General features: G+C 43.3%; 11 protein-coding genes. 9 read left to right on the forward strand and 2 right to left on the reverse strand.

The window, feature by feature from the left end; translation table 11 throughout:
* The first annotated feature begins 63 nt into the window (after nucleotides 1-63).
* The 8 genes from ZOBGAL_RS07165 to ZOBGAL_RS07200 all read left to right on the forward strand — a co-directional run bounded on the left by ZOBGAL_RS07165 (nucleotide 64) and on the right by ZOBGAL_RS07200 (nucleotide 10,421).
* The gene (locus ZOBGAL_RS07165; RefSeq protein WP_013992872.1) at nucleotides 64-1,944 is read left to right on the forward strand and encodes a SulP family inorganic anion transporter; all 1,881 of its coding nucleotides are present in this window, start codon (nucleotides 64-66) and stop codon (nucleotides 1,942-1,944) included.
* 78 nt (nucleotides 1,945-2,022) lie between these two features.
* The gene (gene pheS, locus ZOBGAL_RS07170; protein ID WP_013992873.1) at nucleotides 2,023-3,042 is read left to right on the forward strand and encodes a phenylalanine--tRNA ligase subunit alpha; all 1,020 of its coding nucleotides are present in this window, start codon (nucleotides 2,023-2,025) and stop codon (nucleotides 3,040-3,042) included.
* 10 nt (nucleotides 3,043-3,052) lie between these two features.
* Complete coding sequence (locus tag ZOBGAL_RS07175) at nucleotides 3,053-3,448, forward strand: hypothetical protein (protein ID WP_013992874.1); 396 nt, start codon at nucleotides 3,053-3,055, stop codon at nucleotides 3,446-3,448.
* Nucleotides 3,449-3,553: 105 nt separating this feature from the next.
* Nucleotides 3,554-4,036: a GbsR/MarR family transcriptional regulator gene (locus tag ZOBGAL_RS07180; RefSeq protein WP_013992875.1), complete on the forward strand. Its 483-nt coding sequence runs from the start codon at nucleotides 3,554-3,556 to the stop codon at nucleotides 4,034-4,036.
* A gap of 82 nt (nucleotides 4,037-4,118) precedes the next feature.
* Nucleotides 4,119-5,204, forward strand: coding sequence for an efflux RND transporter periplasmic adaptor subunit (locus ZOBGAL_RS07185; protein WP_013992876.1), 1,086 nt, complete (start codon nucleotides 4,119-4,121; stop codon nucleotides 5,202-5,204).
* Between the two features lie 37 nt (nucleotides 5,205-5,241).
* Complete coding sequence (locus ZOBGAL_RS07190; RefSeq protein WP_013992877.1) at nucleotides 5,242-8,388, forward strand: efflux RND transporter permease subunit; 3,147 nt, start codon at nucleotides 5,242-5,244, stop codon at nucleotides 8,386-8,388.
* Nucleotides 8,389-8,395: 7 nt separating this feature from the next.
* Nucleotides 8,396-9,799, forward strand: a complete 1,404-nt coding sequence (locus ZOBGAL_RS07195; protein WP_013992878.1) for a TolC family protein — start codon at nucleotides 8,396-8,398, stop codon at nucleotides 9,797-9,799.
* A 13-nt stretch (nucleotides 9,800-9,812) separates the two neighbouring features.
* The gene (locus ZOBGAL_RS07200) at nucleotides 9,813-10,421 is read left to right on the forward strand and encodes a TetR/AcrR family transcriptional regulator (protein WP_013992879.1); all 609 of its coding nucleotides are present in this window, start codon (nucleotides 9,813-9,815) and stop codon (nucleotides 10,419-10,421) included.
* Nucleotides 10,422-10,423: 2 nt separating this feature from the next.
* Here the strand turns inward: ZOBGAL_RS07200 and ZOBGAL_RS07205 are convergent, their stop codons facing one another.
* The gene (locus tag ZOBGAL_RS07205) at nucleotides 10,424-10,891 is read right to left on the reverse strand and encodes a CYTH domain-containing protein (protein WP_013992880.1); all 468 of its coding nucleotides are present in this window, start codon (nucleotides 10,889-10,891) and stop codon (nucleotides 10,424-10,426) included.
* Complete coding sequence (locus tag ZOBGAL_RS07210; protein ID WP_013992881.1) at nucleotides 10,884-11,558, reverse strand: NAD(P)H-binding protein; 675 nt, start codon at nucleotides 11,556-11,558, stop codon at nucleotides 10,884-10,886. The genes ZOBGAL_RS07205 and ZOBGAL_RS07210 overlap by 8 nt, the downstream gene beginning before the upstream one ends.
* A gap of 28 nt (nucleotides 11,559-11,586) precedes the next feature.
* On the opposite strand from ZOBGAL_RS07210, the gene dinB reads away from it, so the two are divergent.
* A complete protein-coding gene (gene dinB, locus ZOBGAL_RS07215) occupies nucleotides 11,587-12,687 on the forward strand; it encodes a DNA polymerase IV (protein WP_013992882.1) in 1,101 nt (366 codons plus the stop codon).
* Nucleotides 12,688-12,906: the final 219 nt, after the last annotated feature.

Raw genomic sequence — 12,906 nt, forward strand, 5'->3', positions numbered from 1 at the left:
TTGAACAGGCCCATACATTCGAAAGCAAAATATATACTAATCATCAGCATTAAAAGTAATTGTATGAAAAATCTTTTCTCAAACTTTAAAGGAGACCTATTTGGGGGCATAACGGCAGGTATCGTTGCCCTTCCCTTGGCATTGGCCTTTGGTGTAAGTTCAGGTCTCGGACCCAGTGCCGGACTCTACGGCGCTATTTTTATTAGTTTTTTTGCCGCCCTTTTTGGCGGTACCAATACGCAAATTTCAGGCCCTACAGCTCCCATGACGGCCGTAAGTATGGTCGTCATAGCGGGAATTATCGCCATAAACGACGGTAGTCTCGAAAAGGCGCTACCCGCCATCTTGACCGTATTTTTATTGGCCGGACTTATGCAAATCGGCCTTGGTGTGCTCGGCATAGGAAAATACATCCGCTACATTCCGTATCCGGTAGTTTCCGGTTTTATGACCGCTATCGGTGTTATCATTTTAGTTACCCAGATATTGCCTGCAGTAGGCTATTACCCTAATGAGGATAAAGAGTTCGTAGATCAGTACAAACCAATGGCCGAAGAACTTATATTGGAGAATATTCTAAAGGAGGAAGCCGGGGAGGGCATTCTCGTTCTAGAAGATTTCGAGGAGACCATTAAACGTGCGGAGACCATAACCCAAGAGGAAATGCTCAAAGAAGCCAGTACTTTGGCAAAAAGTGAAGCTTCAGGCGTATTAGGGGCCCTTAAAGTTATGCCCAGAGCTTTGCAAAACATCAATTGGCTAGAGTTTATCTTGGCCCTTTCCACGATTATCATTATTTATGGTTTCAAAAAAATAACTACCGCCATACCGAGTGCTTTGGTAGCACTTATCGTAGTTTCCGGCGTAGCCTATGGTTTCGGCTTGAACTATAGACCCATTGAAGAAATTCCAAGTGGTTTTCCCGTACCCAACCTCGGCATCTTTACCAACTTTGATCTCAACTCGGTAACCCCTTACATCTTTACCGCCTTAACATTGGCCCTACTGGGGGCCATCGACTCCTTATTGACCTCTGTGGTGGCCGATAACATGACCAAGACCAAGCACCAACCCAACAAGGAATTGGTAGGTCAGGGAATAGGAAATACTATTGCGGCCATATTTGGCGGAATCCCAGGAGCGGGCGCAACTATCCGTACCGTTGTCAACATTAATGCCGGTGGTAAGACCAAGTTATCCGGTATGGTGGCCGGTGTTCTGCTATTGGTCGTTCTTTTGGCCTTAGGTCCGGTCGCATCACAGATACCTGCCGCCGTACTTGCCGGTATTCTTGTAACCGTGGGTATAGGGGTAATGGATTATAAAGGATTGAAAGCGATACCTAGTTTACCAAAAGACATGAGTCTAGGACCGATCAAATTCAGTTCCGAAGTAGTGATTATGATTATTGTATTGGTTCTTTCTTCCGTTTGGAACTTGGTATACGCCGTAGGTGTAGGCCTGGTCATAGCTTCCTTAATGTTCATGAAGAAGATGGGCGACCTTACCGCAGAACGCTCGGATGTAAAATCATTGGAAAAAGAACAAGGTTGGGCAGATGAAGCCCGTTTCCCCCAAAACCTAAAAGAATCGGTTTTTATCAAACACCTTAAAGGCCCCTTGTTCTTTGGATCTACCAGCGAATTTCAAATACTGGCCGACCAAATACCGCGTAGCGCCTCAACAGTAATCATTCGTATGGACCGTATGCAGTATATGGATCAATCAGGACTCTACACGTTAGAAGACGTATTGATCGACCTGCACAACTCAAAAATTGAGGTATTGTTCGTAGACGTACTGAAGCAACCGCGTTACATGATGGAACGGGTAGACCTTATACCCGATTTAATACCCACGGAACACATTTTCGACACCTTTGACGACTGTATACAGTACTTGGAACAGAAGACTATAGCACCGAAAGTTGAAGCCGCGTTGTAGAATTTAGACCAATTTATGATGAATTATGTATTCGGTAATGCCGCAAATGTCCTAAATTTGCGGCATTAGCCGAACATCATGATCGATACCATAAAAAAGCATATTACAGAGGTAGAAAAATTTACCGCTACCAACAAGGAAGAACTCGAAAGCTTCCGTATCAAATACTTAGGTAAAAAGGGACTGTTAAATGATTTCTTCGCAGAATTCAAAAACGTTCCCAATGAGCAGAAAAAAGAATTCGGTCAGACCATAAACCAGTTAAAACAGGCCGCCAACGAAAAGCTCAATACCTTACGTGACGCCCTTGAAAGCAAAAGCGACGAAAAAGGCATCTACGGTGATTTGACACGGCCGGGCGAACCCATAGAACTGGGTGCACGCCACCCTATATCTATAGTCAAGAACCAAATTATAGAGATTTTCTCAAGAATAGGTTTCAACGTTTCCGAAGGCCCAGAAATCGAAGACGATTGGCACAACTTTACAGCCTTGAACTTGCCCGAATACCATCCGGCAAGGGATATGCAGGATACTTTCTTCATTCAAACCGATCCCGATATATTGTTGCGTACCCACACCTCTTCGGTTCAAGTACGTTACATGGAAAACAACACCCCCCCAATCCGTACCATATCACCGGGTAGGGTATACCGTAACGAAGCTATTTCCGCGCGTTCGCACTGTTTTTTCCATCAGGTAGAAGGCTTGTATATCGATAAGGATGTTTCCTTTGCCGACCTAAAGCAAACCCTGCAATATTTTACTACCGAACTTTTCGGAAAATCGAAAATCAGGTTACGTCCTTCATACTTTCCGTTTACCGAGCCCAGCGCCGAGGTAGATGTGTATTGGGGATTAGAAACCGAAACCGATTATAAAATGACCAAAGGCACTGGATGGCTAGAGATCATGGGCTGTGGTATGGTAGACCCAAACGTACTCGACAATTGCGGAATCGACTCAAAGGAGTACTCCGGATTTGCTTTCGGAATGGGCATCGACCGTATCGCGCTTCTCTTGCACCAAATTTCGGACATTCGCCTGTTGAGCGAAAACGATGTTCGCTTCCTTGAACAGTTCAAAAGTGCACTGTAATTTTATCTAGGTGAAAAAAGATATAGAGATACCTATTGCCAAAGACGTTCACGTTGCGGTTGTTCGGGAGTGGAACGAAGAGTTTCTCTCCAAAGACTGGAACGCCTATATTCTAAACAACCGTACCGACGCCATAGAAATGACCATTATAGTCTCAAAGGGCTATGACGACGAACGCAAAACTTCGACCATGCGCCATGGCCTAGGCCTCATTGCAGCCAAGTCTTTTGCTAAGATAGAGGTGCTACAAGAAGACATCCTTGCCCTTGACAATGAGTTTTTCGTTACTTTCTTTGCCGAGGGAAAGCTTTTTGAAAAACGGTTCGTATTTCCCAAGAACACGATAAACGAAAGGGATCTACAACCCATTCCCCTTATCGATTTAGAAGGTATACTTCCTCGCTAAACCACCCCTCTTAACGAATATTTAACCCTCTTTTAGAAAATTTAAGTTCTTTTGGTTTGTTTGACACCGAACTAATACTACCTTTGCCCTTTCAATTTTTTAATTATGGACAAAGAAGAATGCAAACAGATATTGATCGAGGAACTAGGGGTTCACTTTGAATTTGAATATTCCCTACCTCCTTTGGCCGCTAGAATCTTTGCAAATTTAGTGGTAACCGAGGAAGAAGGCCTCACTTTTGACGACTGCTTGACCAAAAGAGGTGCAAGCAAAAGCTCTATTTCCACGTCATTGAACTTATTACAACAAACTGGATTTATAAATTATTTCACCAAATCGGGTGACCGGAAACGCTATTTTAAAGTAGCGGAGAAAGATGCCTTTTTTATCAAGAAGTTAAATCAAACGCTCAAAAAAATAGAGAATGAGTCTCAGATGATAGAAAAAGTTGCGGAATATAATAAAGTCCACAACCCACAAAAACATGAAGAAAACAAAGAGAAAAAACGCATCTACATGAAATGCCTGGAAGACACCCGTGAAATTTATAGAAAGACAATCGCCGATTTGAAAAACCTAAAACAATAATTTTTTTACCATTTTAGTTCGCTTACTACCGAACATTCTGAATTAACAAAACCTTAACAAGAATTATAACATCCATCTAAAAATGAAAAAGCTATCTATATTAGGATTATTAAGTGCAGGACTTCTCCTAAGCTCCTGCTTTGGAACCACCCCAACCCCTCCTGCCGGTGGTGCCACCCCTCCTCCCCCGAGTTTAAAGGTCGGTGAGTTGACTCCACAGGACATCACCATTTACAATGAGTTTTCTACCACCTTAGAAGGCAAGCAAAACGTAGAAATCTGGCCAAAAGTTTCTGGCTTCATTCAACACGTGTACGTAGAGGAAGGTCAAAAAATAAAAAAAGGACAATTGCTTTTCAAATTGGAGACCCAAACCTTAAACCAAGATGCCAATGCTGCCAAGGCTTCGGTTAACGTGGCCCAAGTAGAAGTAAACAAGCTTAAGCCCTTGGTTGAAAAGAACATCATTAGCGAGGTTCAGCTTGAAACTGCAAAAGCCCAATTGGAACAGGCCAAGGCCAACTACGAAAGTGTAGCTTCCAATATCAGTTATTCACGTATTACCAGTCCTGTTGACGGTTATATCGGGGAAATTCCTTTTAAGACCGGGGCCTTGGTAAGTTCTAACATGGGCAAGCCCTTGACTACCGTTTCCGATATAAGCCAGGTTCGCGCCTATTTTTCCCTAAATGAAAAAGAGCTTTTAAAGTTGAAGGAATCTATGCCCAAAAACGATAAAAACCAAATGGATCTTGAAAAGGCCCCAGAGGTAAAGCTTGTAATGATCAATGGTAAAGAATACCCAGAGCCCGGTAGAATCGCCATGATCAACACCATTATCAACAGTACTACGGGTAGTGTGACCGCTAGGGCCGATTTTGAAAACAAAAATAATATTCTTAGCAGCGGTAGCACCGGTAAGATCAAGATTCCAACCATTTACAAGAATGCCTATGAAATTCCACAGGCGGCAACAATAGATTTACAAGGAAAAAAACTGGTTTACGTCTTAAAAGACGATAACACCATTACAACAATGCCTATAGATATCATTGCCAATACCCAAAAAGGATACATTGTAGAAAATGGAATTGAAAAGGGAACTACCATTGTTCTTGAAGGTGTGACTAAAATCAAAGACGGAATGACCATTAGCCCGGTCAAGTAAGCATCCGCTATTCATCATAATACATAAATAAAGAACAATGTTTCAGAAATTTATAGATCGTCCCGTACTATCTACGGTGATATCGATTATTATAGTTATTCTAGGTATACTAGGCCTAACGACCTTGCCCATTGAAGAATATCCAGAAATAGCACCACCAACCGTACAGGTTAAGAGTACCTATACAGGTGCAAATGCGGAAACGGTACTAAAGAGTGTTGTTATTCCTTTGGAAGAGCAGATCAACGGTGTTGAAGACATGTTGTACATGACCTCTAGTGCCAGTAACGATGGTGCCGCTACGATCAACGTATTCTTTAAATTGGGTACCGACCCCGATATTGCTGCGGTAAACGTTCAGAACAGGGTTGCCAGGGCCAACAGTGTTTTACCACAAGCCGTAGTACAAACGGGTGTTATCACACAAAAGTCCCAGACGAGTGCCCTTTTGTTCTTCTCCCTATTCTCGGATAACGAAGATTATGACGCCACTTTTGTTGAGAACTACGCTAGAATCAACATCGTACCGAAATTACAACGTATCGAAGGTGTTGGTAACGTTACCGTTTTCGGTTCTAAGGATTATTCTATGCGCGTATGGCTCAACCCAGAAAAGATGGCGGCGTACAAACTCATGCCCTCAGATATTCAAAATGCCCTTAGGGAACAGAACCTTGAGGCCGCAACGGGGAAAATCGGGGAAAATGCCGATGGAATCTACGAATATGTACTAAAATATAAAGGGCGCCTTTCAGATGAAGCTGAATATGAAAACATCATAATCAAGGCTCAAGAAAACGGACAGTTTTTAAGGCTTAAAGATGTTGCCGAAATAGAGTTAGGCGCCTTTAATTATGGTACAAAGAACGAAGGTATGGGCAAGCCCGGTACCGCTGTTGGTATATTCCAAACCTCAGGATCGAATGCAAATGCCATTATCGACGAAATTCAAACGATTCTACAGGAAAGTTCAAAGGATTTCCCCAAAGGATTGGACTATGTAATTCCTTATAACACCAAAGACTTCTTAAGTGCCTCTATAGAACATGTTATACAGACATTGATCGAAGCTTTTTTATTGGTGTTCTTGGTAGTATTCCTATTCTTACAAGACTTTAGATCTACCTTAATACCCGCTATTGCCGTTCCCGTAGCGATTATTGGTACGTTCTTCTTCCTCTCCCTATTCGGGTATTCCATCAACATGTTGACCTTGTTCGCCATGATTCTGGCCATTGGTATTGTGGTGGATGATGCCATTGTGGTAGTGGAGGCCGTACACGCCAAAATGGAAGAAGGTGCCACCCATGCCAAAACGGCGACTAAATCGGCCATGTCAGAAATATCAGGTGCCATTATCTCCATTACCTTGGTCATGTCGGCCGTATTTATTCCGGTATCTTTTATCAGCGGTTCATCAGGAGTGTTCTACCAACAATTTGGTATAACATTGGCTATTGCCATTCTTATTTCCGCGGTAAACGCCTTAACCTTGAGCCCTGCTTTGGCTGCGCTTTTACTAAAGCCCCATAATCCATCGGAAGAACATAAAAAAGGACTTACAAAACGTTTCTTTTCGGCCTTCAACACCGGCTTTGACGCCATAACCAATAAATATGTCGGTTCGGTGAAATTTATCGCCAAAAGAAAATGGGTAACCGGATTGTCTCTTGTCATATTTGTAGTAATAGCACTTTTGTTATTCAAATCGACACCTACCGGTTTTATACCTAACGAAGATAAGGCCATTGTCTTTGCCGATGTTACCATGCCTCCCGGTACTACTTTAGAGCAGACACAAAAGACCGTGAAGCAGTTAGATTCCATTTATCAATCTATGGATATCATAAAGGCTAGGATGAACATTACCGGATTTAGTATTTTGAACAGTGTTAACGGTGGTTCTTACGCATTCTCGGTTCTCCGTCTTAAAGATTGGGGCGAACGTAAAGGTGATGCCGAATCGGTGAATGCCGTAGTAGGAAGCCTGTTCGCTAAAACAGCCGGATTAAAAGATGCCAAAATCTTCTTCTTTACGCCACCAAGTATACGAGGCTTTGGTAACTCCACCGGTTTTGAGATGAACCTACAGAGCAAAGATGCCGACGATTGGCAAACCGTAAACAAGGTTACCAATGAATTCTTAGCGGCTATAAACGCAAGACCAGAAGTAAAATACGCCATTACAAATTTCAACGCCAACTTCCCTCAATACGAAGTAGAGGTAGATGTAGAGAAAACCAAAATGGCCGGTTTAGCGGTAACCGATGTCTTTAGTGCCATGCAAGGCTATTACGGTGGACTATATACCACGGACTTCAATAAATTCGGTAAGCAGTACCGTGTTATGATCCAGGCAAAACCCGAAGATAGGGCCAATGAAAATTCGTTGAACCACATTTTTGTCACCAATGCCAATGGTGAATCTGTTGCCGTATCTCAGTTTGTTTCATTAAAGAAAATTTACGGCCCGGAAGTAGTGAGCAGGTTCAACCTTTTAAGTTCCGTAAAAATTAACGGAGCCATGAACCCTGGTTATTCTACAGGTGATGCCATTAAAGCCATTGAAGAAGTTACGGCCCAAGTGCTGCCGAACAACTATACTTATGAGTATTCGGGACTTACCAAGGAGGAAAACAGTGCGGGTAGCCAGACGACCATCATCTTTATATTGAGTTTGATCTTCGTTTACTTCCTATTGAGTGCACAGTACGAATCGTATATACTACCCTTCTCGATATTATTATCGCTTCCGGTAGGCATTGCGGGTGCCATTGGCTTTGTAAGTATGGCAGGTCTTGAGAATAACATATATTTTCAAATCGCCTTGATCATGTTGATCGGTCTGCTCTCTAAAAATGCCATTCTTATCGTAGAATTTGCATTGCAGCGAAGAAAACACGGCATGTCGATCCTTGAGTCGGCCATTGATGGTGCAAAAGCACGACTTAGGCCCATATTAATGACCTCCTTCGCCTTTATTTTCGGACTGATGCCATTGGCATTGTCTACAGGTATTGGAGCCGTAGGAAACCGCTCGATCGGTATGAGTGCTGTTGGTGGTATGTTGATAGGAACCATATTTGGTGTATTTATAATACCCGCCCTATATGTCATCTTCCAAACCATCCAGGAGCGTATCACCGGTGCGCCGCAAGAAACTATTGAAGAATCAAAGAACTAGAGAAATCATGAAGAAATTTGCAATAAATAAATTCTTATTGGTAGCCATGCTTCCGCTCTTGCTACAATCCTGTTTTGTGGCAAAAAACTATGAGCGGCCGGCCGTCGAGACCGAAAACCTATATCGCACCGACCAGCTGCCACAAGACAGCGTGTCATTTGCTTCGATATCATATAAGGACCTTTTTACGGATTCGTATTTAAAGACCTATATCGAACGAGGTTTAGCGAACAACCTTGACATTCGTATTGCGCTGGAAAACATTTCGGCAGCCGAAGCTTATGTAAAACAAGGGAAGGCAGGTTACCTACCCACCATTAACGGTGCCGCAAGCGCGACAAGAACGGCAAGAACCAGTGAAAACGGTCAGTTCGGAAGTATTTTTTCCCAACCCTATAATCAATTCGAGGCCTCGGGAACCCTATCTTGGGAAGCCGATATCTGGGGAAAGATAAGAAGCACCAAACGGGCAAGCGATGCCAGCTACCTACAGACCGTAGCGGCCCACCAAGCCGTTAAAACCAGTCTGGTGTCGCAAATTGCCACCACGTATTACCAATTGTTGGCCTTAGACAAGCAAGTTGCCGTAACCGTGGAGACCATTGAAAACCGTATGAGAAGCTTGGAGACCATTACCGCCCTTAAAGAGGCAGGGCAGGCGAACCAAGTGGGTGTGGATCAAACGGCCGCACAATTGTACAGCGCCCAAAGCCAACTGTTGGATCTTAAAAACTCGCTTTTTAAGACCGAGACGGCCTTGAGCATTCTTTTGGGAGAACAACCACAAACCTATGACCGCAGTTCATTGGACGACCAAGAACTGACCAGCGATATGCAACTTGGGGTACCCGCCTTGTTGTTGCGCAACCGACCCGATATTATGCAGTCCGAATTCGGTTTGGTAAATAGTTTTGAGCTGACGAATGTGGCCAGAAGCAACTTCTATCCTTCCATTACCTTATCGGCGCAAGGAGGCTTTCAAAGTCTGGAAATCGATAATTGGATCGACAGCAGTTCTATTTTCGCCAACCTTATTGGTGGCCTTACACAGCCCATTTTGAACGGCCGAAAAGTCAGAACCGCCTACGAAGTGGCAAAGGCCCAGCAAGAACAAGCCCTTCTTAACTTTAAAAAGACCCTGCTTACCGCAGGTAAAGAAGTGTCGGATGCGCTATACGATTATAACACTGCCGTTGAAAAAGAAGCCTATGTTACCAAACAGGTAGTGGCCCTCAAACGTGCGGAAAGCAATTCAGAAGAATTGTTGAACAGTGGATACCTGACCTATTTGGACCTGTTGACCGCAAGGGAAAACTCCCTGAACGCGGAACTTAACTTGGTCAGCAACAAGTTGGCCCAATTATCCGCAACAGTAGAGCTATACCGTTCCCTAGGTGGTGGATGGCACTAAAATGTATTGACCCATGTTCAATAAGGACCGCTTTTTAGAATTTGCCCTTTCCAAGTTTACAAAATTTGGAAGCAAGCGTTTTACCTTGGATGACCTGGCCCATGAACTCGGTATCTCTAAAAAAACGATATACGAGAACTTTAAGGGCAAGGAAGAAATCATTCAAGAAAGTTTGGTAGCCCTTTTGAACAAATTAAGGTATCAAATAAACGAATGTGTAGAAAAGGAAAAATCCGACCCTATCCGAGCTGTAATAGCCATTTATAGGATAGGGTTGGATACCTTTAAATCTTTCAGTCCCACCTTTTTAAGAAGTTTAAAAAAGTACTACCCCAATGTGTACCGTTTGTTCAACGATTTTCGTGAAAACGACGTTTCCGTTCTGGTGAAAGATCTACTTTTAAACGGACAGGGGAAAGGACAAATCAGAAAAGACGTCGATATAGACCTGACCTATGAACTTTATTACAATCGCATGGAATACATCGTGCATGCCGAAAACAAGAATTTCTACGAACAATTTACGCCCGAAGAGCTCTTGGACCACATCATAATCAACAACCTAAGAGGTATTGCCACAAAGGAATACCTCAACAAAAACGACTCGATCTTTCTATTGTAAGCCTACCAAGATGTATAGGGGTTTTTACCCAGTTGCGAATTGTAGTATTTAACCTCACCTGTCACCTCTTGCCCTAACCATTCGGGTTTTTCAAAGTCCTCGTCTTCAGAGGCCAATTCTATTTCGGCCACGACCAAGCCCTTATTATCACCATAAAATTCGTCTACCTCAAAAATATGTTGCCCCACGGGAACATTGTAGCGCACCTTATCGATAACCCCTGGTTCACAGATCGACAATAACCGTTCGGCATCCGGCACGGGAATTTCCTTTTCCCATTCAAATCGCATAGTTCCGGCCTCGTTCGATTTTCCCTTTACGGTCAAAAATGCCGAATCGGCCTTGATCCTCACTCTTACGGTACGCTCGGGATGCGTGTTCAAAAACCCCTGAACAATTCGTTCCTTCAATGTGGCCTGTCCTTGGTACGCCCTTGACGTGACCAAAAATTTACGTTCAATTTCAATCACTCTCCCCAGCTATTTTTTTAATCTTATCGGATTCTATTATAGGTGTCGTATACGCTCCATTGGCCACACGTATCATAGCCTTCGCTATGGTTTCGGGCTTAATGGAGCGGTATTTTTCAAGCGGACCCGCCAAAACAAGGTTCACAACTTTCATCAATTGTTTGAACAACAACTCGCCGATTCGTTTTTCCTCGCGTTTCCCCCCGATCAACGAAGGTCGAAAGAGGTAGGTGTTCTCTATATTTTCACCAAGTACTGCTTCCTCCATTTCGCCCTTTAGACGGCTGTAGAAAACGTTACTCTTGGCATTTGCCCCCATAGAGGACATTACCAAAAAACTTGAAATGCCGTTTTTGGCAGAAAGCTTGGCGGCCGCTACGGGAATGCCATAATCGATTTTTCTATAGGCTTCCTTATTCGGTGTTTTTGACTTTGTGGTACCGATACAACAGAACACCTCATCACCCGTAAAGTCGGCTTCAAATTGTTCCAATTGCATCAAATCGCCCAAATGCTCCTCTATTTTTTGATGGGAGAGCCCTGTGCTGGAACGAGAGAACAACTTAACTTTCCCGTACCGGTCGTCCTCCAACAAAAGCCGTAACAAAATGCCTCCGGTAAGACCTGTGGCCCCAAGTATTATTGCTGTCTTTCTTTGTGTTTCCATCCAACTAAATATAACCTAATTTTGCTGTATGCCAAACGATTTTCCATTACGAAAGATTATTCATGTGGATATGGATGCCTTTTATGCCTCCGTAGAGCAACTGGACAATCCTGACTTACGTGGAAAGCCCATTGCCGTTGGCGGAAGCTCAAAAAGGGGCGTTGTTGCCGCGGCCAGCTACGAAGCTAGAAAATACGGGGTTCGTAGTGCCATGAGCAGCGTTTTGGCACAGCGTAATTGTCCCGGACTTATTTTTGTTAAACCCCGTTTTGAGCGTTATAAGGAAATCTCGCATCAAATCAGAAACATATTCTACGAGTATACCGATTTGGTAGAACCCCTGTCATTGGACGAAGCCTATCTCGATGTTACCGTAAACAAGAAGGGAAATCCCTCCGCTTCATTGATCGCCAAGGAAATTAGGCAAAAAATCTACGACACTATCGGCCTGAACGCCTCCGCAGGTATTTCCATCAATAAATTCATTGCGAAGGTCGCCAGCGACATCAACAAACCCAACGGACAAAAAACCGTAAACCCCGAAGAGGTATCGCTGTTTCTGGAAGAGCTTGAAATCCGGAAATTTTACGGTGTGGGAAAGGTCACTGCCGAAAAAATGTACAAACTGGGCATCTTTACCGGTAAAGACCTAAAACTAAAAACGCTTGAATTTCTGGAAGGGAATTTCGGAAAAAACGGAAGCTACTATTACAACGTGGTCCGCGGTATTCATACCAGTCCCGTAAAACCACACCGTATTCCAAAGTCCGTAGGAGCCGAACGTACCTTCAACGAAAACCTGAGTAGCGAAATATTTATGCTCGAACGGCTAGACCATATTGCCGAAGAGCTTGAAAAACGCTTGAAAAAAGCCAATATTGCCGGTAAAACGGTCACACTTAAAATCAAATACAGCGATTTTACCCTTAATACCAGAAGCAAGACCCTTGCTTATTATATATCCTCCAAGAGCCTTATATTGGAAACGGCCAAGGAACTTTTGTATCAAGAAAAGCTACAGAACTCGGTACGCCTGCTCGGTATTTCCCTCGCCAACCTCAATACGGAGAAAAAAGAAAAAACAACGGACAAGGAATCCATTTCAGTTCAACTGAAGTTCGAGTTCTAGCAATTGAAGCGCATTTCACTTCAAAACTGACGGAATTTCAAACAAATAACCAAAAGACCTATATTTTAAACGTTTTGTATTAGAATCTTTGGGTATTCGGCGGCATTTCAACTATTGGATTGCATTTTGATCCACTACCTTTACAACTCACATTTTAACGATTACAAAAATCTCGGGCTCCTTAGTTACAGTCCTTGATTCCCAAATTTCGATTGCTAA

The organism is Zobellia galactanivorans (genome assembly GCF_000973105.1).
In the GTDB taxonomy this organism is placed as follows: Bacteria; Bacteroidota; Bacteroidia; order Flavobacteriales; family Flavobacteriaceae; genus Zobellia; species Zobellia galactanivorans.